This is a genomic window from Candidatus Hydrogenedentota bacterium, from assembly GCA_013359265.1.
Lineage (GTDB): Bacteria > Hydrogenedentota > Hydrogenedentia > Hydrogenedentales > SLHB01 > JABWCD01.
This window is the reverse complement of the sequence record JABWCD010000035.1, coordinates 1-21,938: the sequence shown is the minus strand read 5'-3', so window position 1 is coordinate 21,938 and position 21,938 is coordinate 1. Positions and strand designations below refer to the sequence as shown.

The window sequence follows — 21,938 nt, the reverse complement described above, 5'->3', positions numbered from 1 at the left end:
CGGAGGAAGTGCAGCGAACATGCAGGATTTGAGCAAGCTCAAAGGCTTGACGGAATGGCCGGCGGTCCGCGAGAAGATCGACGCGGCGGTCAGGAATGTACTCGGCGAGATCGATACCGAGCGCGTCGAGTTGCAGATGAAGACGCTCGACGAAACGTCCTTTCCCGGGTTCACGCGCCGCCGCGTAAATTATTTCGTGGACGAATGGGAACGCGTGACCGCGTGGCTCTTCGTCCCGGACGGGCGCGACGAGGTGCCCGGCATTTTGTGCTGTCACGCCGCCGTGCCGCAGGGCAAAGACGAACCCGCGGGCGTGAAGGGTGACGCCCGGCTGGCGATTGCGCAACGCTATGCCGAACTGGGCTACGTTACGATCGCGCCCGACTGCGTGACGGCCGGCGAGCGGCTTTCCCACGGTCTTCCGCCGTACGACACCAAGTCGTTCTACAAGGACAATCCGAAGCGGTCTGTTCTCGGCAAGATGCTGCAGGACCATTCGTACGCGCTCGACGCGATGTGCGATCTGAAGCGCGTCGACCCGGCGCGACTTGGCGTAGTCGGTCACGGACTGGGGGGAACCAACGCATTGCTCCTGTCCGCATTCGATCAGCGCGTGCAATGCTGCGTATCGAGTTGCGGGTTTATCCGGTTTGCGGACGACAAGAACCCCGGCCGATGGGCGAGCGATAACGGCTTCATCCAACTGCCGAAGCTTCGCGACGCCGTTGCGACAAAGTCGTACGCGTTTGATTGGGAGCACATCCTGGCGCTGATTGCGCCGACGCCGACCATGCTAATTGCGACGAACGAAGAAGCGTTGTCCAATGCCAAGAGCGGCGAGAAAGCGGTTAAATCCGCGAAAACTATGTACAAGTACCTTGGCGCCGCAGACGCGCTTGTCCAATACGCGTACCAGACCGACCAAGGTTTGCCGCGCCAGGCCCTCGAGCAGGCAGACGACTGGTTCGAGCGCTGGCTGTAACCCCGGTACCGGAATAGACCGGCACCCGTAGCGGTTGACAAGGGCCGCGAGGTTTACTGAATATAGCGCTCGAGCCTGGTCGGTGTTAGCTCCGGTTTTCGTTCGGTCGACAAATTATCCAGTGTCGCTTTGGCACGGCGAGCCGATTTGTTATGCCCTCATATATCATCTCTTTAACGCTCGGGAGTAGTCATGGCAACGGTCACGAAGAACGCACGGCCCGTGGTGGTGGACGAGCGCGTCACGCGTCTCGTCGAGAACATTGAACAGGTCATTTTCGGCAAGTCCGAAGTCGTAAAGCTGTGTGTGACGGGCCTTCTCGCGCGCGGACACATCCTAATCGAAGACGTCCCCGGCATGGGGAAGACGACACTCGCCCAAGGCCTTGCCCGGTCGATCGAGGGCACATTTCACCGCGTACAATTCACCAGCGACATGCTGCCGTCGGACATCATTGGTGTGTCGATCCTGAACCAGCGCACGAACGAGTTCGAGTTTCGCAAGGGGCCGCTCTTCGCGAACGTGGTGTTGGCGGACGAAATCAACCGGACGCCGCCGAAGACGCAGAGCGCGCTGCTCGAGGCGATGAGCGAGTTTCAGATATCGGTGGACGGCGTGACTCGGCCCTTGCCCGATCCGTTCATCGTGCTCGCGACGCAAAACCCGATCGAGTACGAGGGCACATACACGCTGCCCGAATCCCAATTGGACCGGTTCATGCTCCGGGTTGAAATGGGCTATCCGGGCGACGATCACGAGCTGCACATCATGCGGCGGCGCGATCCGAAAGTCGCGTTGGAACAACTCAAGCCCGTGTTGGCGGCCAAGGACATCACCGATCTTCAGCGAATCGCGGGCACGATTATGGTCGAAGAGAGCGTCGCACGCTACATGCTCGCCATCGTCCAGGCTACGCGCGACAACGAGTTTGTCCAGCTTGGCGCGAGTCCGAGGTCGTCGGTGTCGTTTTACGAGGCGTGCCAGGCGCGCGCGATGGTAGAAGGGCACGACTACGTGACGCCCGACGACGTTCGACAGATGGCCATACCGATATTGTCGCACCGCATTCTCGTGAAATCGCGCGACGGGAACCCGATTGCGTCGGCGCGGGCGCGGGCGCGCGTGATCCACGAGATACTCAAACAGACCCCAATTCCCGAGTAGACCATGAAGAAGCGTATCCGGCACACCCGGCGGCGAATCACCCGGACTGGGCTTGTGTTCGTCGTATGCGCGATGCTTTCGCTTCTGGCGTCATGGAACTCAGGCATCAATCTTTACTACCTAATCTTTGCGGGCATCGCGAGTTTCATAGCCGCATCATTTGTGCTGAGCCGCCGGACGCTGCAGAAGCTCGAGTTCGTCCGCGAGGCGCCCCGCGCGGTCAACCGGAACGAATCCTTCGGCGTACTGGTGCGCATCGCGAACCATCGAAAATACCTGCCCGTGGCGTCCATCCGCATCGAAAACGAGGGATACCGAGACGTCTCGATCGGGTACGTGCTTTCGATTCCAGCGATGCGCACGGCGCAAATACGTTATACGGAACTGTTCGAGCGCCGTGGGCTGCGAAAGCTCCCGAGTCTCGAACTTGTGACATCGTTCCCGTTCGGCATAATCGAGGCGCGCCGAATCGTCCCAATTGATACGGAAGTCCTGGTGTACCCGCGCGTACTCGCGGCGCGCACGGCGTTGATCGAGCAGTTGCGGGGTTCCGGGGAGCTGCCGAAAGTCGCGCAGGGCCCTGGTGACGAATTCTTCAGCCTGCGCGAGTACATTCCCGGCGACGACCTAAGGTTTATTTCGTGGCGGGCAAGTGCGCGGACCGGAACGTTATACGTAAAGGAACTCGAGCAGCAGACGTCGCGCTACGTCGTGATCGCGTTTGACTCGCGCATCAAGGCCAGTGTGGACAACTACCCCGACCGATTCGAGGAAGCGATCGAGCTTGTCGCGTCCATCGCCGTCACGCTGCTTAACCGGCAATACCGCGTGGCCATTGTCACGCCGACGTTGGTCCTCCGGGAAGGCGAAGGGGCCGCGCACGCCTTGAAGGTGCTCGAGTTGCTGGCGCGGATCGAACCGGCCGAAGCGGACGCGCGCGATCCGTTCGACCGCGCGTTAGAAGAGGGGGACTACCAACACGCGTCCTATTTACTTGTCTCGCCGGACCCGGCGCAGTGGGGAGCTATGTTCGCGGCGGGCCAACCGCGCGTGCTCGACCCGCGGGAGGTGATCCATGCCTGAGTTCTCGCTGCGCACCGTGCGCATCAGCCTCGCGATCATGACGCTGTCCGGCTATCTCGCGCTGGCAACGACGGAGGCGTTCGGTCCCGAGATTGCGATTGTGCCGATAGCGCTCGTCGCGGCGATGCGCTTCTTCGAGCGATTGGATGCACGCTCGGCGGCATATCGGCGCGTCTCGCAGTCTGTCACCATAGTCTTCACGATCCTTGTCGTGCCGTACCTTTTTTTCAACCTCATTTCCGGGCTCACGGCAATTGTCTTGTACGTACAGGCCTACCTGATTCTGCACGGGAAAGGGGTGAAGGAGTACAAGTACCTCTTCCTCATGGCGTTCTTCCTACTGGTTGACGCGGCGGCGCAAAGCCCGGATTCCGGTTTTGGTCTCGTCGTCCCGGTATTCGTTTTCAGTGCGGTATGGGCGTTCGCAACAGTTCAAATCTATGCCGAAACGGAAGCCAACAAGAACGGAAATATAGCCGACCTCCTTCCGGCCGAATACCGCCGCGGTTTCCTTCCGCCGGAGGTCCTACAGTGGATTCGGGGGGAGCGCCGCGATCAGATGTCCGTGGGGCCGGTATTGGCGGGTGTATCGATTGGGTGCATCGTTGTGACGCTCGTATTGTTCCTGCTTACGCCGCGGATCGAGGCGGGCGTCTTCGGGCGCAGCAACCTAGTCACGAATGTACAGCGTTCAGGGTTGGATTCCGGAGTGAACATCGCAGCGGGCGGCACAATCGCGACAGACGAGGCGCCGGTGTTTCTGGCTCGCTTTCCCGACGAGCCAACGGGTAAACCGGAGTGGCTGACGGACGGACTTTATTGGCGGGTTACAAGTTACAACCGCCTAATCGGTTCCGAGTGGGACCGGCTCGCGGTGGACTTCGACTACGTATTTTGGCGCGGCCGGGGCGGCAGGCTGGACCGCGAGGCGCCGGAAGTGGGGCGCCGCGTCGTCCAGGAGATTTTTCTTCAGGATGCCCAGGGCCTGCCGGGAGTCCCGGCGCTGCCGGGAGTTTATAGACTTCGATCTACGGCGAACGCGGCGGCAATTTTTGCGCAGTCTGAGACAGACCCGATGACGATAGTCATCACGGAGTCGGTCGGCGAAAGCGTTTCGTACCGTGCGGAGTCGCGGGTGCCCAATTGGACACCCGCGCAGCTTCGTGCCAAACCGCCGCAATACCGGATGGATCTGGAATCGCGGATCGCCATGCAAAAGCATACCGACAACCGGATCTCCGAGGAGGCCAAGTTACTCGCCAAGAGTCTCACCGACGGACTCGAAACGCCGTACGACAAGGCACTGGCGATTCAAACGTATCTGAAGGACCCGTCGAACTACTCGTATTCGACGTCGTTGGAGAGCTTGTCGACCGTCGATCCCATCCACGACTTTCTCTTTATCCGAAAGCACGGCCATTGCGAGTTGTTTGCCAGCGCCATGTGCATGATGTTGCGTAGCGTCGGCGTGCCGGCACGCGTCGCGTCCGGGTTTCGGGACGGCGACTGGAGCGAGGACGACGGCGGGTTTATCGTGCGGCGGCGGCATGCGCACTTGTGGGTCGAGGTGTATCTGGACCCCGAAATTGGATGGTGCATATTCGATCCTTCGGGCGAAGCCGATCCGAACGATACGTTTCTGGCCGCGCTCCAGCGCGTGCTCGGGCGTTACCTGCTCATGGCCCGATTTATGTACTACCGCGACATCATTGGTTACAGCAGTGGTATTCAGCTCAGTGACATTGCAGATTTTTCAATGGGGCTGATTCAGTTCGACGTTGAGCTGATGCGGACATCGCTGCCGTCGCTGAAGTCTCTCAGCACCGGCTTACCCGCAATCGTGATATCGCTCTTTGTAGGTGTGGCGATTGTGTGGGGATTCGTGCTCATGTACCGGAGCGCCGCGCTACGCCGGAAGACCGGCGCAGGGCTGGTCTATTCCGCCGATCAGGCGCGCGCGACCCGGCTCTACGTGCGACTGCGCAGGCGCGTCGCCACATTGGGAACGGACGCGCACGGCATCGGCGCGCGCGAATTGGTCCACGCCGTTGAATCGAATCCGTCGATCGACGCGGCGACGGTCTCACGAATCGTCCGGGCGTACAACGAAACCCGGTTCGGAGGACGCCCGATGGACAAGCGGAGCTACGAGGAATTGGCCCGGGCGGTACGCCTCGTCAAGCGCGACGCGCGGGCGCGGCAGCCGTCATTGGCCGAGCAGTAACGCGACCGCGTTCCGCTGCCACAAGGCGACGGCAATGTCTGTCTTGCCGTCACCATTGAAGTCTCCGCCGACGATTGCGCGAGGCCGGCCGTCCTTGAACGAATGGACCTCCCGCGCGAAGGATAGTGGTAGCTGTCCCGGCGGCGACCCATTGAGGAAGATGCGGACCTTCGAGGAAGCGTAGCACGCGGTCGCAAAGTCCGGCCTGCCGTCTCGATTGAAATCCCCCGCGACGAGATCGCGGATTTCGTCGTCGACACGCTGGTAATCGTCGTTCTCCGACATGGAGACCCGTTGCGCCATCCCGAAACGAAAGCTACGTTCGGCGTCGCCGAAGAAGATATCGACGGAGTCCGTCGTAAAACAATGGGCTACCGCGATATCGGTTCTGTCGTCGCCGTTGAAGTCGGCTAGCCGGACTTTGAGCGGCAACGGACCGGTACTCGAAAACCGGTTTACCTCGGCGAAGGTGCCATCGCCCGCGCCTTTCCAGACCGCAATCTCGCCCGAATTGTACATTGCTGTGACGAGGTCCACCTCGCCGTCGCCGTTCAGGTCCGCCGCTTGAACGTCGCGCGGACCGCCGCGGGCAGGCGTAATCACAGGTGCGCCAAAGTATTTCTCCGCATCGCCCGGCAGAAAGACGATTGCATCGGCAGACCAGGCAGTCGCTACAACGTCGCGAAACTCGTCGTGGTTGAAGTCGCGCACGACAAGCGAGGTAAGGCCCGGCACCGTGTACAACGGCTGCTGATCGTTGTCGAGCATTCGCGCGTAGCGCAGCCCGGTGTCCGGTATGGTGAACGTAATCGGTTCAAACCCGCTCTCGCTGAGATTGCGAAACAGCGTGATGTGCCGGCGGCGCGGATCGTGAAAGCTGGCGACAACCAGGTCGGGCGCCTTGAGTGCGTCGATGTTTGCGGCGACCACGCAGTACGGCGCAAACCCGGCGCGAAGCGGCGGACGCGCCACGTACTTTAGCGGGGATTCGGAGAGCAACAGCGACAACTCGTCGTTGGCGGGGCGTTCCTCGCGCATACTCGCCAACTCGCCGCGGTCCGCCGTGACAATGTCGGGAATGCCGTCCGCGTTCAGGTCCTCGACCACGATCGAGCAGGGATTTGGGCCGACTTGGAAGCGTTCCGCGTGCTTGACAAATACCTCGGCGCCCACGGACGTCAGGAAACACGCGGCCACCACACTGATGCGCAGGGATGCAGACATTATCGCGCCACTCGAGCCGGGCGCGCGGCGGCAAACTGCGCGGCGAGTTCGATTGCCGCGAGAAGGCTGTCTGCGCGCGCGATTCCCTTCCACGCGATATTGTACGCGGTGCCGTGATCGACGCTTGTCCGCACGATGGGGATGCCGAGCGTTACGTTGACGCCTTCGTCCATGGCGATGAGCTTCAAGGGGATATGCCCTTGATCGTGGTACATGGCGACGACGACATCGAACTCGCCCTCGCGCATGCGTCGAAACACTGTATCGGGAGGATATGGGCCAGTACACTCGATGCCTTCGCGCACGCACGCGGCGACCGCAGGTGCGATTTCCCGCGATTCCTCGTCTCCCAGAAGCCCGTTCTCGCCCGCATGCGGATTCAGCCCCGCCACGGCGATTCTGCGCGGCGCAACGCCAAGGCGCGCCAGGGCGTCGTGGGCGATGCGGACGGTCTCGACGATACGCGGCGTCTTCACCTCGGTAATTGCTTCGGCCAGCGGCAAATGGCCGGTGATATGTACAATCCGCATGCGGCCGGCGAACAGCGACATCCGGTATTCGGCCGAACCGGTCATCTCGGCGACGATTTCGGTGTGGCCAATTGCACGGCACCCCGCTAGCCGAATTCCTTCCTTGTTTATCGGGCACGTGACTACGGCGTCGACATCACCTCGCAGCGCCGCGTTTACGGCCTCGCGAATCCAGGCGATCGCCGCCAGGCCGGCATCCTTTTGCACGATGCCCGGGGTCCGGCGCGGGAAATCATGGCCGCAATCGATTACCGTCGAATCGTCCCCGAACGACGCCTGCACTCGGTCGCGCGCGTCACGCAGTGTGCGGGCGCAGCCGTAAACGATCGGCGCGCAAATGGCTGCCAGTTTTGGGTCGCCCAGCGCGCGCGCGAGAATCTCGGGACCGATCCCGTTTACATCGCCCATCGTAAGCGCAACGCGCGGCTTGCGCACGAAGCGTTCGTCTACTCGTTGTTGCACTTCCACGTGTTGCTCCGAAAGCGCATAGCATACGCGCGCGCACCCGGCAACTCCACTGGAACACTCGGTGTCAGGAGTTGATGCCGCGCACGCTGCCTCGCGCTCGAACGCGATTGCTCTTGCGTGGCGGCCAATCGGATGTTATAATTTCAATTCTCGATCTTGGAGCGGATCGTTGGGGAGCGGCGGCAGGTTGGGTGTGCAAAAGCCGTCGGCTTCAGTCTTCTGTTATGGCATCACAATTCGAAGCGGGTGAGTTGTGTCTGTTCGTACGTATCTGCACGCTCCATTACTCCCAAATTGGAAAACTGGCGTACCCAATCTGTCTGCGTTGCGGGCGGAAACAAGTCGTGATTTCCGTGATGTGCGTGCGCGATTTTTGGAACCGTGCGCGACAGAACGAATCGCGCGGTGAGCGTAACACGATGTAAACGGTCACGCGTCAGTGATGTAGAAAAGGTGCTTGACAGTTCGCGCGATCGTGATGCAAACTTCGGCACTTACTTCACGGCGCATGTTGCGCACGTACTGTGGATAACTTGTGGATTGCGTGTGCAAAGCGATCGCGCGCATTTCTGACCGATGTGTCGCGCAGCGTTTCTTGCAGACTGGGCATTGCCGCTGTGGAGTGGGTACGCGGTAGGCTCATGGGACGGTACGTGGCTGCGGTCGTCCGTGGGTATCGAGAAACGGTAGGGGTCGGAGCCTCGCGCGAGTTCGGCGGTTTGACCTGAGCGCGGGATTTCAACTCACTAATGGCGGAAGGGGGTTCGGCATTTTGCCTGCAAACGACGGTGGTGGGGTCCATGCGGCCCTTGACGATCAAAACCCATGGGACGCAACACAGGAGCGTCTGCGAAAAATCCTCGACGAGCTAAGCTTCGAGAACTGGTTTTCCCAAACCCGATTCGATTCCTATGAAGATGGGCGGCTGACGGTCGCCGTACCCAACAAGTTCTTCGCGGACTGGTTGCGCGAGCACTACATGGATGCCGTGCTTGCGTGCGCGGGGACCGTCGTTCCCGATTTGCGCGAAGTGGTTTTTCGGCCGGTTTCGACGGACGGTGCGTCTAAAGCGGTCAAGGCAAAGCCCGAGCAACTCCAGCTCCCGCGTATGCCGCAAGAGCGCGCTCCGCAGACCCCGCGCCCGCAACCTTTCAATCCGCGGTATACGTTTGACCGCTTCGTCGTCGGGAACGGGAATCGGTTCGCGCACGCGGCCGCACGCGCGGTCGCGGAGTCGCCAGGCCGTGCATATAACCCCCTGTTCCTGCACGGGGGCACGGGCCTCGGCAAGACGCATCTCATGCAAGCCATTGGGCAGGAGATATTTCAGCGCCGGCCGGACGCAAACATCTGCTACATCTCCTCCGAGCACTTCACCAATCAACTCATCGAGAGCATCGCGAAGAAGTCGACGATGAAATTTCGAACGAAGTACCGGAAAGCGGACGTGCTGCTCATCGACGACATCCACTTTATCTCGCGCAAGGAAGCGACGCAGGAAGAGTTTTTCCACACGTTCAACGTGTTGTTCGATATGCACAAGCAGATTGTGATATCGAGCGATCGCCCCCCCAAGGAGATTGCCGGTCTCGAACAGCGACTCATTTCGCGGTTCGAGTGGGGGTTGGTCACCGACATCCAGCCGCCCGACCTCGAAACGCGCATTGCGATCCTCCAGAATAAGGCGGCCCGCGAAAACCTGACCGTACCGGCCGAAGTGCTGGACTGTATCGCCAAGTTTATTACGTCGAACATTCGCGAACTCGAAGGTTCGCTCGTCACGCTCCTCGCGTACGCCAAGTTGACGGAAAAACCGATCACACCCGAACTCGCCGAGGAAGTATTGCGTGATCTCATCGGTAAGGAACGTCTGCAGCCGATAAACGTCGAAGCCGTGCTCCGCGCCGTCGCGGAACATTTTGACGTGCGGATTTCCGACTTGCGCAGCCGCAACCGGCAGCGCCAGGTGGCGTACCCGCGCCAACTTGCCATGTATCTCTGCAAGGACATGATCGCGAAGCTGTCTTATTCGGAGATCGGCGAGGCGCTCGGCGGTAAAGACCACACAACGGTGCTGTACGCGGTCCAGAAGATCGGCAAGGAAGTGAAGAACGACAAGGGGACCGCGCAACTCGCCGCGCTGCTACAGCGAAAAATCCGGGGATAGCCGCCCTGGCCGGCGTGAGAGCAAGAGTCAGCGAACTCCAAGCACGGTATTGCGAAGGACACCGATTTCCGGTACACGCACCTCGACGACGTCGCCGGGGTGGAGTGCCGCGATACCTTCCGGAGTACCGGTGGACAGCACGTCCCCCGGCTCGAGTGTGACGAACCGCGAGACGTACGCGATCAGTTCGGGCAATTTGAAAATGAAGTGGCGCGTGTTGCTCTTTTGCCGGACTTCGCCGTTCACCGCACACTCGATGTCCACTTCCAGCGGCCAGGGCAGGGCGTCGCGCAGCACGAGGTACGGCCCGAACGGGCAAAACGTATCGAGACTCTTAGACCGGAACCACGGGTGGCCGGCAGCGATGTCCTCCCGTTGCATCTCGCGTGCCGTCACGTCGTTCACCAACGCGTACGCCGCGATACACGCCCGCGCATCCGCGGGCGAAATATCCTTGGCCGTGCGGCCGATGACGACCGCCAGTTCCCCCTCGTGATCGACGCGTCCATACGCCGGCCGTATCACGATCGCCTGGTCAGGACCGATGCAGGACGTCGGCGCCTTCGAGAAGAATATGGGCTCTTTGGGAACATCGTGGCCGGTTTCCGCGGCGTGCGCCGCATAGTTGCGGCCGATGGCGACGATCTTTCCGGGACGATACGGCAATTCGAAGCTGAGCGGTCCCGTCAGCGCACACTTGTCAACGATCGAATGCCGGCGGAACTCCGCAAGGATCGGGGAAAGCGCGGACGGATCGACCAATCCCATGCGCAGCAATTCGAGCACATCGCGCACCGGCATGCCGAGCCGTTGCCGTTCCATCAGTTCGTATATTCGGTAGGCGCGCGTAAAATCGAACCAACGGCCATCAACCTCAAGCGCTACGGCAGACTCGCTTTCGAGACGAACTACGCCAATTTTCACGCCGGTCTCCTTCGGAAAACGGGGCAAGCCTACACGCCACACTACACGAAAGACAATGTGGTGCGCGTTGTGTTGGAAAATTCATACACGGAATCGCATAATACGCATTCGGTGTGGAGCGTGCGCCGGTTTTGGAAATCCCCAAAGCCAGTGCGCATCGGATCGGCTTGAGTCGATTGCCCGCGAACGTGTCCGGGCGTGGCGCGTCGGGGTGGAGAATAGGTATTGCAGAGGACGTATTTCTCCTGGGCAGCCGCCGCGTTGGGGTGCGCGTTTGTTCTGTTCTTTCTCTGGCCCGTGCGGTCGGGTACGGTTCTCGCCGTATTCGTCCCGCCTGCTCCCGGCGCAGACCCCGAGTGGGAGGCCGTTCAACAGGGCCGCACGGTCATCACCTATTGGAACCGTGCGCAAGGCCACGAATTCGATATGCACAAAGAACTCGTGGACGAGTTCAATAAGAGCCAGGACCGGATTTACGTTCACTCCATCAGCATCGGGTGGCGCATCGAGAAGCTGTTGACGGCCATTTCAAGCGGCGCCCCGCCGGACGTGTGCAGCATGGATCAGCAAGCGCTCGCCCAACTCGCGCCCCAAGGGTGCTTTATTCCGCTCGAGGAATGGATGGCCAAGCAGCCGAACATGAGTAAGGAAGACTTCTTCCCGCACATGTACGAGGCGGTCTACATCGACGGCCACGTTTACGGTATTCCGACGACAACGGATGTCTACTGCCTGTTGTGGAACAAGGCTGCATTCCGTAAAGCGGGGCTCGATCCCGAACGCCCGCCGAAAACGCTGAAGGAGCTCGAGGAGTATGCGCAAAAGCTGACTGTGCGCAACGCGTCGGGCGGCATTGAGCAAATTGGATTCCTTCCCTGGCTGCCCTGGGACTTCACCTACATGTGGGGAAACTTCTTCGGAGGAAAGTGGTTCGATCCGGACAACTCCATCGTCGTCGCCGCGCAGGACCCGAATATCGTCCGCTCGCTCGAATGGCAGCGGAGCTGGATTCGCGACCCCGCCGATCCAAACCCGGCTCCGTATTCGCTGGACAAGGACGTGGCGCAGGCGTTCTACAACGGGTTCTCCGCGGGCGGGGCGTACTTCAGCGCGACCAATCCGTTCTATACCGGCAAGGTCGCGATGATCCACGAGGGCGAATGGCAGTGCACGTTCGTTCCGAAGTACGCGCCGAATCTCGAATGGGGAGTCGCGCCGATCCCGCAGCCGGAAGGCGCCCCGCCGATGTGCTATTCGGGATCATGTGTGCTTGACGGCGTTCCGGCTGGGAGCAAACACGAAAAGGAAGCGCTCGAATTCCTGGCGTGGTTTTATTCGCAACGGCCGGACGGCCGGCCGTCGCCCGCGAGCGATTTCGCGTACATGATCCACAATGTGACGGGCCGGCGGTCGGAGGCCGCTCAGGAACGCTTCAGCGGCGATCCGAAGTTCCGCGTGTTCGTCAACGAACTCATGACGAAGCCGGCCGTGTATTACCCGTCGATTCCCGTGGGGCGTCAGTTTGCGGACGAATGCCAGAAAGCGCGCGAATACGTGATGTTCGGCGCCAAAGAGCCGGAGCAGGCCCTGGCGGACTCGCAGCGCATGGTGAACGCGGATTGGGACCGCGTTCGCGAAACCAAGGTGGCGAAGACGCCATGACCAAGTCCGCTCGCCGAGATTTGCGCAATGGACTGCTCTTCGCGTCGCCCTACATCATCGGGTTTCTGGCGTTTACGCTGTACCCGTTTGGAGCGAGCGTTTACTACAGCTTTTGCAGCTTTAACGCGATCGATCCGCCCGTGTGGACGGGACTCGCCAACTACCGCCAAATGCTGTCCGATGGCTATCTGCATACGTCGCTGTACAACACGTTCTACTACACGCTCGGGTCGGTGCCCATCGGCATAGCACTCAGCATTCTGTTGGCGGTATTTCTCAATCAGAAGCTGACCGGTATGTCCGCCTACCGAACGGTCTTTTTTCTGCCCACGATCGTGCCGATCGTCGCCACGTCCGTGTTGTGGCTGTGGGTGTTCAATGCCGAAAGCGGACTGCTAAACGGCGTGCTGCGCCAAGTCGGCGTCGAGTGGCTGCTCGCGCGGGCCGGCCTCCCGCTGCCCAACTGGCTTTCCGACGAAAATTGGGCCATGCCATCTCTCATCCTCATGAGCTTTTGGGGCATTGGCGGGGCCGTCGTGATCTTCCTGGCGGGCCTTGCCGAAGTCCCGCAGTCGCTCTACGAAGTGGCGGAAATAGACGGCGCCGGCCCGATACGAAAATTCTGGAACGTCACGCTCCCGATGATCACCCCAACGATTCTTTTCAACCTGGTCATGGGGCTTATCGGCGCATTCCAGTATTTCACCCAGGTGTACGTCATGACGGCGGGCACGGGCGGGCCGGCGAATTCGACGCTCGTGTACGCGCTCTATCTCTACCAGAAGGCATTCAATTACCTGAACATGGGCTATGCGTCCGCGATGGGGTGGATGCTATTCGTAGTCGTACTCGCGTGCACGATGGGCGTGATGTATACGTCGAAGCGATGGGTCCACTACCATGGCGAATAAGTCCGTGCTCCATTCGTTCTTGGCGCACTCGCTGTTGCTTGCGGCATCGGTCCTCTTCATCGCGCCATTCGTGTGGATGGTGTCCACCTCGCTCAAACACGAATCGGCGATCTTCCCGAAGTCAGGCGAACCGCCCCAATGGATTCCGCGCACCGAGCGCTTCGACGACCAAGGACGCCGCATGGTCACGTACGAGGGCAAGTCCGGAATCGAACTCCGTGACGAAGAGGATAAGAAGGTCATTCTGGTCGACGGACAGGAATTGTCCGTCTGGCCGTCGGATGTCGCGGTTCAGCAGGATATCGGGTTTCATTGGCAGAACTATCCACGGGCGTTCGACACAATGAACTTTTGGATCAATTTGCGCAATACCCTTTTTATCTGTGTGTCAGTGGTAATCGGCACGGTAATTTCGTGCTCGCTGGTGGCCTACAGTTTTTCGCGGATAGATTGGCCGGGGCGCGACGCGCTCTTCATCGCAGTCCTCGCGACCATGATGCTTCCCTACGAAGTGACGCTCGTGCCGCTGTTTGTGCTCTATAAACACTTGGGCTGGACCGGGAGCTTCAAACCGCTGATCATCCCCGCATTCTTCGGCACCCCGTTCTACATATTTCTGTTGCGCCAGTTTTTCATGGGCATCCCGCGCGACTTGTCGGCGGCCGCCCGCATCGACGGGTGCAGCGAGTTGGGCATTTTCATGAACGTAATCGTTCCGTTGTCGAAGCCCGCTCTGGCAACGACCGCGCTGTTCATGTTTCTGTTCCAGTGGGCGGACTTTCTCAATCCGCTCATTTATCTGCAGGACGATCGCCAGTACACGCTCGCGATCGCGCTGCAACAATTCCAGAGCACCCACGAGAGCGAGTGGGGGCCGCTCATGGCCATGTCCACCGTCATTACCGTTCCGATCATCGTGCTGTTTTTCTTGACACAGCGCATGTTCATTCAGGGGATTACGATGACCGGCCTGAAGGGCTAGGCCGCGGCGAGGCGCCGTCCTATATCTGCAATGCAGTAATCTTGAAATACGTCATAGATTCCGCTACCTTATGTCGATGTGTACTGTAGCGAAAATAACTACACAGACACTTTCACGTATAAGGGAGAGTTGATGTCTAACGATGCCCGGTATTCCGTCAACTTTGACAGCCCACTCGCGGTATACACACAAATCGAGAACCAAATCTTGTTTGACGTCGCGTCGGGGCGCCTGAAGGCAGGCGATCGCGCGCCGTCCGGCAGGGATTTGGCGCTGATGTTGGGTGTAAACCCCAACACGGTCATGAAGGCGTACCGCGACCTTGAACTATGCGGTATCGTCGAATCGCGCCGAGGCGTGGGCGTTACGATAACAGAGAAGGCCCCGAAACTTGCCCGCGACCGCGCAGGCGCTTTGGTAACGGAACATCTGCGCGAGGCGGTCGCCGAATGCGTAGCAGTCGGGATCAAACCGGCGCAGATTCGCTCGCTGGCGGCCGACACGATCACCAAGAGCCAGGGGCCCTACCGAAAACGTTGAGACGGCCTCGGCGCCGTATCGTTTTTAGGGTTTCACGTCCAGCCGGTACGAGCCGTGTTCGAAGGTTACCTCGCATGGCGCGGCGAAAGCTTCCGACAGAATCGGCGCCGTGAGCGTTTCTTCGGGCGTGCCCTGGGCCAGTACGGCGCCACGCGCGAGGATTAGGACCCGGTTAATCCACGGTCCAATTTCCTCGATGTGATGGGTGACGAGGACGAGCGCGGGCGCGGTGGGTGTTTGCGCAAGATTTCCGATGTCGCGCAAGAAGTGGTGCCGCGCCGCCGGGTCGAGGCCCGCGCAGGGTTCGTCCAATAACAACAGGGCCGGACGCGCGGCGAGCGCCCGCGCGATGAGAACGCGCTGTTGTTCCCCTTGCGACAGAACGCCGAACTTCCGGTGCGCGAGGTGGTCGCCGCCGACGCCGGCCAGTGCTGCAAGCGCTGCGTTCCGTTCGTCCCTATCGAAGTGGCGATACAGACCGAGCGACGCATCGATACCGGACAGAACGACGTCGAGTGCATCGTCGTCGGCGGGCAAGCGCTGTTCGATCGACGCGCTGACCCACCCGACGTGCCGGCGCAACGCGCGGACGTCGGTCTCGCCGAACCGGTTCCCCAGCACATCGAGCGTGCCTTCCGAAGCCCATTCGTATCCGGTGACGATTTTGAGCAGCGTCGTCTTGCCGGAACCGTTCGCGCCGAGAATGGCCCAATGTTCGCCCCGCCGCACGGTCCACGAGACGCAATTAAGAATAGTGCGGCTATCCCGGACGAAGCCGATCGAATCGAGGGAGAGGATGTCCGTCACAGCGGCCGCGATCCCATCTAGCCTGGCCAGCCTTCCGCGCCGATGAGCGGTACGAACACGCACTTCACGCTCTCGTCTTCATGAAAGCTTCCGCCGTGCCGGACCACGCGCACCAGATACTGAAGTTCGCGCGGACCAACCGGGCAGACGAGCCGTCCGCCTTCGGCCAGTTGCTCCCGCAGGGACAGCGGCACGGAAGGCGCCGCGGCGGTCACGACAATCGCGTCGTACGGCGCGCCGTCGCGCCAGCCGAGGGTGCCGTCGCCCGTTACCACTTCGATGTTCGAGTACTCGAGATTTCTCAACCGTTCGGCGGCCCTGTCGGCGAGAGGCGGGATGCGCTCGACGGAGGTAACGTGCGACGCGATGGACGCCAAGATGGCAGTTTGGTATCCGCTGCCGGTGCCGATTTCGAGCACGCGGTCCGACGGATCGAGTTCCAGCAACTGGGTCATCACGGCGACCATGTAGGGCTGCGAGATGGTCTGGCCGTGGCCGATTTCGATCGGATGGTCTTCGTACGCATGCCGGCGCAGCGGTTCGGGGATGAAGGCATGGCGCGGGACGGCGCGCATCGCATCGAGGACGCGCTCGTCGACAATTCGCCGCGCCATGAGTTGCGACTCGACCATGCGGGCGCGTTCGTTTTCGTACGAATCGAAGGGTAGCGAACCGCTGTCGTCCCGGCGAGGTCCCGTATCGCGCGATCGGCCCCACATGACGGTTACACCGGCGGGGTCACGATGTCGATCGCGACCGTGCGGATCAACCAAAGTAGGAGTACTGCGATGAGCGGGCCGACGTCCATCGGGCCCACCGCGGGCACGATACCGCGAATCGCGCGGAGCAAGGGGTCCACGGCGCGCGCGATCCAGCGCAGCCGCGTGTCGTAGAAATCGAGTTCGATGTATGGACCGAGCCACCGAACCAGGATCAGCAGCATGTACAACGTGAAGCCGCTGTAAATGGCGCTGCCGATCATTGCGCCCAAATCGATGCTCACGCGAAACGGAACTCCTCCAGCCGCGTGTAGACGGGCCCGCGCGGCGTCAATTCACTCTTCAATAATGACACGGCGGAGACGGCGAATTCACCCGCGGTGAATCCCCGCTCGCGCTCGATGGCCTGCGTCAGTTCGGCGGGCGGGCGGAAGTCTTTTACGCGCGCGAGCGTGATATGCGGGTGAAAAGGTTTGGGCTCGGGCGCTATTCCCGCGGATTGGGCCGCCACTTCGCAGATCGCCTGGACGTTTTCCAGCGGCCCGGTCAACGGGCCAATACCGGCCCAGATCACGCTCGGTTTGCGCGGGTTTTGGAACGCGCCGACGCCCTGGGCGTGCAACTCGAATGGTCTGACGCTGTCGAACGCGCCGCGGAGATTGGAGACAATCGTCGAAACGCTTGCGTCGTCCGCGTCGCCTATAAAGCGCAAGGTGAGATGCATGTGCTCGGGACGGACCCATGACGCGCGGACGGGACACCGCCGCAGCCTCGCCGCGAGATGTCCCAGCCGCTCGGTGACGCTTTCGGGTAGTTCTATAGCGAGAAAGCAGCGCATACGTGTACGCTTCGTCCCCCTCGCATTCAATTCTACAGCAACAGAGGTGCGAACGGCGGGCCGGGCGAGCAGGTGAGAAATGGACAGGCGCGCGCCGCGTTCGTATACTGCCGTCTGCGCCACGCGAGCCGGGATGGCGCGACCAGAGATCAACGCATGGGGGAGAATCCTGTGCCTCCGGGGGAGATGACGCGGTGACGGACGTACTGTTTGGGAAGAAGAAATGGACGGACGGGCTGACGGGATACCATTGGCTTGTCCTGGTGGTCGTGTCGCTGGGCTGGATGTTCGACACGATGGACCAGTGGCTATACGTGGCCGCGCGACAACCGGCATTGAAGGACCTGGTCGGACCGGAAGGCACGCCGGAGCAATTGAAGACACTCGGCGGGATCGTAAACGGCGTCTTCATATTCGGTTGGGCCACAGGCGGGTTTCTGTTCGGCATGGTGGGGGACAAGCTCGGGCGCACGATGACCATGGCCATTACGGTGTTGGTGTACGCCGTGTTCACCGGCTTGAGCGGACTCGCGACGAATTGGGAGATGTTCGCGTTCTTCCGGTTTCTCACCGGGCTGGGAATCGGCGGCGAGTTCGCCGCGGGCGCCGCGCTTGTGGCGGAGGTGTTTCCGGACCACGCGCGGCCGGTCGCGTTGGGAATCATGCAGGCGTGCTCGGCCATTGGCAACATTCTGGCGGGTGTGATCAGCCTTACGGTGTTCCAGACAATTGGCAGCGAAGACAATTGGCGATACATTTTCTTCGTTGGCTTTGTGCCGGCGCTGCTCGTTTTCATCATTCGACTGTTCGTGAGAGAACCGGAGCAGTGGCACGCCGCGAAGCAGGAAGCTAAGAGCGGCGATATCAAGCTTGGTTCCATCGCGGCGCTGTTCTCGGATCGCGAGTTGCGAAGCCATACCATTGTCGGCGTGTGTCTGGCGGCAGTCGGCGTTGTCGGGTTCTGGGGCATTGGTACGTTCTCGTTGGACTTCCTGCGGGGCCTGGTTAACCCGGAGAGTGCGCCGGAATTGCGGGGCCAAGCCGATAAGTTCGCGAGTTACGCCATCATGATTCAGAACGCGGGCGCGTTTTTCGGCATATTGACGTGGGCGTGGTTCGCGCAGCGTATCGGCCGCAAGCCCACCTTCGCGGTGGCGTTTACCGCCTGCGCGATCGTCGTGCCGCTAACGTTCAACATCTCGGACTCGCCGGCCGTTGTCTTGTGCATGGTCGCGATCATGGGGTTCTTCCTTACGTCGTTGTTCGGCGGATACGCGGTGTACTTTCCCGAGTTGTTTCCGACGCGGCTGCGCGCGACGGGCACGGGGTTCTGTTACAACGTCGCCCGGTATATCTCGATCTCCGGTCCGTGGACCTTCGGGATACTCAGCGCAAAACTCGGATTCGGTTGGTCGGCGGCGCTCATGTCGATCGTGTTCCTGCTGGGCCTCCTGGTGCTACCGTTCGCGCCGGAGACGCGCGGAAAGCGTTTGCCGAGCTAGCGGCAGCCTGCGGCGGCGCGGTGGTTGTGCCGCTCGCGTTCTTCATGACAACTTCCTTTGCGAGCGGCGTGGTCATGTTCAGCATCATGGGCTTCATACTGCTCACGCTTTTTGGTGGTTACGCAATTTATTTTCCCGAGTTGTTTCCGACAAAGCTGCGCGCGACGGGCACCGGGTTTTGCTACAACGTCGCCCGGTACGTCTCTGCGTTCGCGCCGCTGTTGTTCGGTAAGTTGAGCGGCCTGTACGGACCGCAAAAGGCGGCCCTTTTCGTTTCGGTCATTTTCATCCTCGGGCTCCTCGTGATTCCGATGGCGCCCGAGACGAAGGGCAAGAAATTGCCGGAGTAGCATCGAGTGCCTTCACTTTATATGCCCAGCGTGTTGCACTGTGGTTTGCGAATGGCGAATAGCGAAATGGTGAGTAGCGAAGCGGTTAGGAAGCGAGGAAGCGAGGAAGCAAGGAAGCAAGACGTTGACTTGGGAAATCCGTGGGCGGTGACAGGGGGGTGTACCGAAATCGTTTTGACGGAACAAGGGGGGGTGCGGAGCCGTATTCGTCGTAAGTGCTGATTTCATAATGACGCGTGCGATTCGGTACCGCTCCGGGGGATGGGGCGTCGGTCTGGTTATTTGGCGAAACAAGGGGTGCAGCCGGGCCATGTTCGCTGCGCGTGCTGGTTTCATGAACGCCTCCGTATTCAAGACAGCCACCGGGGGCTGGCGCGTGGTGACTACTTGGTTTAGGCCGGGCCGGATAACTCAAATCCTCACAGGATCGATGCTCCCTGCGTTTGCGGCTGCGGCGGGCTGTCGAGTTGTGTAAAGCGCGACCTTTTCGTCTCTTGGCCTACGGTGTTGCACATACCATGTAATCTCGCGGCGGGAAACGAGGGTCTTTTGGTTGACAAGGGAGGCGATAAGTGAAAGCAGGGCGCTTTCAGCGCGAGACGGTATGGGTGGCCTCCTTTTCCAGGGGCGATGCCCCTGGCTAGGGTTGCGATGCACCTTCGGCGCGGATGCGGGGGTGTGGATACTCGGCGCAGCCGGATGGTCGTTGACGAGGTGCGGGGGTTCGGTGGAAGGACAAAGCGGAGCTTTTCAAGAGTGCGTTACGAAATGGGAACTTCGTAACGAGTGGGAAGCGGAGCTTTTCAAGAATGCGTTACGAAGTGGAAACTTCGTAACGAGTGGGAAGCGGAGCTTTTCAAGAGTGCGTTACGAAATGGAAACTTCGTAACGAGTGGGAATCAACCGTTCGACACGATTGTGTCGATCACGTCTGGCCTGCGCCGGATGATTTGAAGTAGGCGCAACGAAGCGTCGCTCGGAGAGCGCAATCCCTGTTCCCAACTTTGCACGGTCTTCTTCGACACGTTGAGGGTTGCCGCGAATACGGTTTGAGACATGCGCAGATTGCGCCGGAGCGCCGCGATTTTCTTCGCATTGGTTTTGGGCGGGGGTTCAGGAAGTGTCATGGTAATCGTTGGCAGGGACAGTTCGCCCCTCGAGTAGGCGATACTGTCTTCCAGTCCCGATTTGATTTGCTCAAAGGCCGATACTGCGCGCTTCTTCTTGCTCATTGTCGTTTGCTTCGTGCTTTCCAACTGGTAGAAGCCTCTCGGCGTGCGATGTCCGCCAAGCCTCTTAACTGCCGTTTCTGCTCTTCGGACAAGTCCTCACGCTCTACCTTCCCATAAATGGCCAGGAGGTCAATTCGAGACGCTTCTGGGATGTAAAGGTAGATTATTCGACAACCGCCTCGTTTGCCTATCTGCCGGCCCGGATTCGAAGCTCGCACCTTGCGAAGACCGCCGCATCCGGGCATTATGTCCCCTATCAGCCCGTGGCAAAAGTCCTGTAGCGCCCGGTCTCCGCGCCGGGCGAAACGCGGAAAGGCCAAGTTCGGCCCAAAATCGCGCCCGCCACGGAGAGCGGGACGCTACAAATTGCGGTATTTGGACTTTTGCCACGGGCTGCTATGTCCGGGAGTTCGAGAAGTACGTTTTGCAGCTTCCGGTAACTTTCGCTATCCAAATACTCGCCGACGCGGCTCGTGAATAATCTGAACTCGACCAGCGTTAATTTCATGTCCTACTCAGTAGTATATAGCAAAAGTCCCTGATTTGTATCACCCTCTTGCTCTATCAAATCAACTCAAAGTAGCGGCGGCGTTCCCAGTCGGTTACGTATTTGTTGTATTCGCCGATTTCCCAGCGGGCGATTTGGGTGTAGTGGTCGACGACGGGGTCGCCGAGGAGTTGGCGGGCGGCCTTGCTTTTCGAAAAGGCGTCAGTGGCTTCGGTCAGGGTGCGGTGGAGTTTGGGCGGGTTGGGAAGTTCGTAGGCGTTGGCGGCGACGAAGGGGCCGACGGGCTCGAGTTTGTGCTCGATGCCGTGGAGGCCGGACGCGAGCATGGCGGCGTAGATGAGGTGCGCGTTGGCGTCGGCGCCGGGGATGCGGTTTTCGAGGCGCATCGACTTGCCCTGGCCGGCGACGCGGAACGAGGAGGTGCGGTTGTCGCCGCCCCACGTGACGTTGCTGGGCGCGAACGACAGGTCTTCGATGCGCTTGTACGAATTGATGTTCGGCATGTAGAAGAGTTGCAGGTCTTTCGCGAGGTGCATCATGCCGCCGAGGAAGTGGCGCATGGTGGCGGACATGCCATGCTCGCCCTTGGGATCGGGGAAGGCGTTCTTGCCCTGTTTCCACAGGCTCATGTGGATGTGCGCGCCGTTGCCGCTGTGCTTCGAGTCCCACTTCGCCATGAAGGTCGCCTGCACGCCGTTGAGCGCGGCCATTTCGCGGACGGCGGTCTTGAAGATGACGTGCTTGTCCGCGATGGGCAACACGTCGCCGTAGACGAGATTGATCTCGAACTGGCCGTGGCCCCATTCGGCCTTGTTGCACTCGACTTCGATGCCGGCTTCGGCAAGGTTTCGGCGCATCGGGCCGATGATCCATTCGTCCATGGACGAGCGGAAGATGGAGTAGTCGGATATGTAACGAGACATGGGTTCGAGGTCGCGGTAGTCTTTTGCGCGCGAACCTTCGAGGGTCTCGCGGAAGAGGAAGAATTCGAGTTCGGGCGCGGCCTTGACCACGAAACCCAGCTTCTTGGCCTTCTCGATCTGTTTGCGGAGCAGGGTGCGCGGCGCGATATCGACGAGGTGGCCGTGGTGGTCGTAGGTGTCGCACACGACCATCGCGGT

20 protein-coding genes are annotated in these 21,938 nt (G+C 60.5%); 11 read left to right on the top strand and 9 right to left on the bottom strand.

The window, feature by feature from the left end:
• Positions 1-19: 19 nt before the first annotated feature.
• The 4 genes from HUU46_23265 (at position 20) to HUU46_23250 (ending at position 5,453) form a co-directional block, all read left to right on the top strand.
• On the top strand, positions 20-982 hold the full coding sequence (locus tag HUU46_23265) for a dienelactone hydrolase family protein (protein ID NUM56562.1): 963 nt from the start codon (positions 20-22) through the stop codon (positions 980-982).
• A 192-nt stretch (positions 983-1,174) separates the two neighbouring features.
• Positions 1,175-2,146, top strand: coding sequence for a MoxR family ATPase (locus tag HUU46_23260; protein NUM56561.1), 972 nt, complete (start codon positions 1,175-1,177; stop codon positions 2,144-2,146).
• A 3-nt stretch (positions 2,147-2,149) separates the two neighbouring features.
• Positions 2,150-3,229: a DUF58 domain-containing protein gene (locus HUU46_23255; protein ID NUM56560.1), complete on the top strand. Its 1,080-nt coding sequence runs from the start codon at positions 2,150-2,152 to the stop codon at positions 3,227-3,229.
• Complete coding sequence (locus HUU46_23250; protein NUM56559.1) at positions 3,222-5,453, top strand: DUF3488 domain-containing protein; 2,232 nt, start codon at positions 3,222-3,224, stop codon at positions 5,451-5,453. Before HUU46_23255 ends, HUU46_23250 begins: the two co-directional genes overlap by 8 nt.
• Here HUU46_23250 and HUU46_23245 read toward each other — a convergent pair.
• On the bottom strand, positions 5,436-6,677 hold the full coding sequence (locus tag HUU46_23245) for a VCBS repeat-containing protein (GenBank protein NUM56558.1): 1,242 nt from the start codon (positions 6,675-6,677) through the stop codon (positions 5,436-5,438). The genes HUU46_23250 and HUU46_23245 overlap by 18 nt on opposite strands.
• Positions 6,677-7,615 (bottom strand): 4-hydroxythreonine-4-phosphate dehydrogenase PdxA, encoded by a 939-nt coding sequence (gene pdxA / locus HUU46_23240; GenBank protein ID NUM56557.1) that lies wholly within the window; start codon positions 7,613-7,615, stop codon positions 6,677-6,679. The genes HUU46_23245 and pdxA overlap by 1 nt, the downstream gene beginning before the upstream one ends.
• An 832-nt stretch (positions 7,616-8,447) precedes the next feature.
• Between pdxA and dnaA the strand changes: the two genes are divergently transcribed.
• The gene (gene dnaA, locus HUU46_23235) at positions 8,448-9,842 is read left to right on the top strand and encodes a chromosomal replication initiator protein DnaA (GenBank protein NUM56556.1); all 1,395 of its coding nucleotides are present in this window, start codon (positions 8,448-8,450) and stop codon (positions 9,840-9,842) included.
• Between the two features lie 27 nt (positions 9,843-9,869).
• Here dnaA and HUU46_23230 read toward each other — a convergent pair whose 3' ends face one another.
• Entirely contained in the window at positions 9,870-10,766 is an 897-nt protein-coding gene (locus HUU46_23230; protein ID NUM56555.1) for a fumarylacetoacetate hydrolase family protein, read from the bottom strand.
• 225 nt (positions 10,767-10,991) lie between these two features.
• Here HUU46_23230 and HUU46_23225 point away from each other — a divergent pair, with 225 nt between their 5' ends.
• The 4 genes from HUU46_23225 (at position 10,992) to HUU46_23210 (ending at position 14,861) form a co-directional block, all read left to right on the top strand.
• Positions 10,992-12,428, top strand: coding sequence for an ABC transporter substrate-binding protein (locus HUU46_23225; GenBank protein ID NUM56554.1), 1,437 nt, complete (start codon positions 10,992-10,994; stop codon positions 12,426-12,428).
• A complete protein-coding gene (locus HUU46_23220) occupies positions 12,425-13,339 on the top strand; it encodes a sugar ABC transporter permease (protein ID NUM56553.1) in 915 nt (304 codons plus the stop codon). The genes HUU46_23225 and HUU46_23220 overlap by 4 nt, the downstream gene beginning before the upstream one ends.
• Before the next feature lie 181 nt (positions 13,340-13,520).
• Positions 13,521-14,321: a carbohydrate ABC transporter permease gene (locus HUU46_23215; protein ID NUM56552.1), complete on the top strand. Its 801-nt coding sequence runs from the start codon at positions 13,521-13,523 to the stop codon at positions 14,319-14,321.
• A 132-nt stretch (positions 14,322-14,453) separates the two neighbouring features.
• On the top strand, positions 14,454-14,861 hold the full coding sequence (locus HUU46_23210; GenBank protein NUM56551.1) for a GntR family transcriptional regulator: 408 nt from the start codon (positions 14,454-14,456) through the stop codon (positions 14,859-14,861).
• A 24-nt stretch (positions 14,862-14,885) separates the two neighbouring features.
• On the opposite strand, the gene HUU46_23205 is transcribed toward HUU46_23210, so the two are convergent.
• The 4 genes from HUU46_23205 to thpR all read right to left on the bottom strand — a co-directional run bounded on the left by HUU46_23205 (position 14,886) and on the right by thpR (position 17,225).
• Positions 14,886-15,668, bottom strand: a complete 783-nt coding sequence (locus HUU46_23205; GenBank protein ID NUM56550.1) for an ATP-binding cassette domain-containing protein — start codon at positions 15,666-15,668, stop codon at positions 14,886-14,888.
• 17 nt (positions 15,669-15,685) lie between these two features.
• Complete coding sequence (locus HUU46_23200; protein NUM56549.1) at positions 15,686-16,300, bottom strand: protein-L-isoaspartate(D-aspartate) O-methyltransferase; 615 nt, start codon at positions 16,298-16,300, stop codon at positions 15,686-15,688.
• Between the two features lie 92 nt (positions 16,301-16,392).
• On the bottom strand, positions 16,393-16,671 hold the full coding sequence (locus HUU46_23195; protein ID NUM56548.1) for a YggT family protein: 279 nt from the start codon (positions 16,669-16,671) through the stop codon (positions 16,393-16,395).
• Positions 16,668-17,225, bottom strand: coding sequence for an RNA 2',3'-cyclic phosphodiesterase (gene thpR, locus HUU46_23190; protein NUM56547.1), 558 nt, complete (start codon positions 17,223-17,225; stop codon positions 16,668-16,670). Before thpR ends, HUU46_23195 begins: the two co-directional genes overlap by 4 nt.
• Before the next feature lie 194 nt (positions 17,226-17,419).
• Here thpR and HUU46_23185 point away from each other — a divergent pair, with 194 nt between their 5' ends.
• Positions 17,420-18,727 (top strand): MFS transporter, encoded by a 1,308-nt coding sequence (locus HUU46_23185; GenBank protein NUM56546.1) that lies wholly within the window; start codon positions 17,420-17,422, stop codon positions 18,725-18,727.
• A 44-nt stretch (positions 18,728-18,771) separates the two neighbouring features.
• Entirely contained in the window at positions 18,772-19,077 is a 306-nt protein-coding gene (locus HUU46_23180) for an MFS transporter (protein NUM56545.1), read from the top strand.
• Between the two features lie 899 nt (positions 19,078-19,976).
• Here HUU46_23180 and HUU46_23175 read toward each other — a convergent pair.
• Together HUU46_23175 and HUU46_23170 are read right to left on the bottom strand one after the other, a co-directional pair.
• Positions 19,977-20,309 (bottom strand): helix-turn-helix domain-containing protein, encoded by a 333-nt coding sequence (locus HUU46_23175; protein NUM56544.1) that lies wholly within the window; start codon positions 20,307-20,309, stop codon positions 19,977-19,979.
• 564 nt (positions 20,310-20,873) lie between these two features.
• The coding region (locus HUU46_23170) for a glutamine synthetase (GenBank protein NUM56543.1) at positions 20,874-21,938 on the bottom strand (1,065 nt) is incomplete at its 5' end.

Bases quoted from the DNA above. Each gene is read 5' to 3' on its own strand.
- HUU46_23255 (NUM56560.1), top strand. From the start codon at position 2,150: ATGAAGAAGCGTATCCGGCACACCCGGCGGCGAATCACCCGGACTGGG.
- pdxA (NUM56557.1), bottom strand. From the start codon at position 7,615: ATGGGCGATGTAAACGGGATCGGTCCCGAGATTCTCGCGCGCGCGCTG.
- HUU46_23265 (NUM56562.1), top strand. From the start codon at position 20: ATGCAGGATTTGAGCAAGCTCAAAGGCTTGACGGAATGGCCGGCGGTC.
- HUU46_23200 (NUM56549.1), bottom strand. From the start codon at position 16,300: ATGGTCGAGTCGCAACTCATGGCGCGGCGAATTGTCGACGAGCGCGTC.
- HUU46_23245 (NUM56558.1), bottom strand. From the start codon at position 6,677: ATGTCTGCATCCCTGCGCATCAGTGTGGTGGCCGCGTGTTTCCTGACG.
- HUU46_23260 (NUM56561.1), top strand. From the start codon at position 1,175: ATGGCAACGGTCACGAAGAACGCACGGCCCGTGGTGGTGGACGAGCGC.
- HUU46_23250 (NUM56559.1), top strand. From the start codon at position 3,222: ATGCCTGAGTTCTCGCTGCGCACCGTGCGCATCAGCCTCGCGATCATG.
- HUU46_23175 (NUM56544.1), bottom strand. From the start codon at position 20,309: ATGAGCAAGAAGAAGCGCGCAGTATCGGCCTTTGAGCAAATCAAATCG.
- HUU46_23180 (NUM56545.1), top strand. From the start codon at position 18,772: ATGACAACTTCCTTTGCGAGCGGCGTGGTCATGTTCAGCATCATGGGC.
- HUU46_23210 (NUM56551.1), top strand. From the start codon at position 14,454: ATGTCTAACGATGCCCGGTATTCCGTCAACTTTGACAGCCCACTCGCG.
- HUU46_23215 (NUM56552.1), top strand. From the start codon at position 13,521: ATGGTCACGTACGAGGGCAAGTCCGGAATCGAACTCCGTGACGAAGAG.
- HUU46_23220 (NUM56553.1), top strand. From the start codon at position 12,425: ATGACCAAGTCCGCTCGCCGAGATTTGCGCAATGGACTGCTCTTCGCG.
- thpR (NUM56547.1), bottom strand. From the start codon at position 17,225: ATGCGCTGCTTTCTCGCTATAGAACTACCCGAAAGCGTCACCGAGCGG.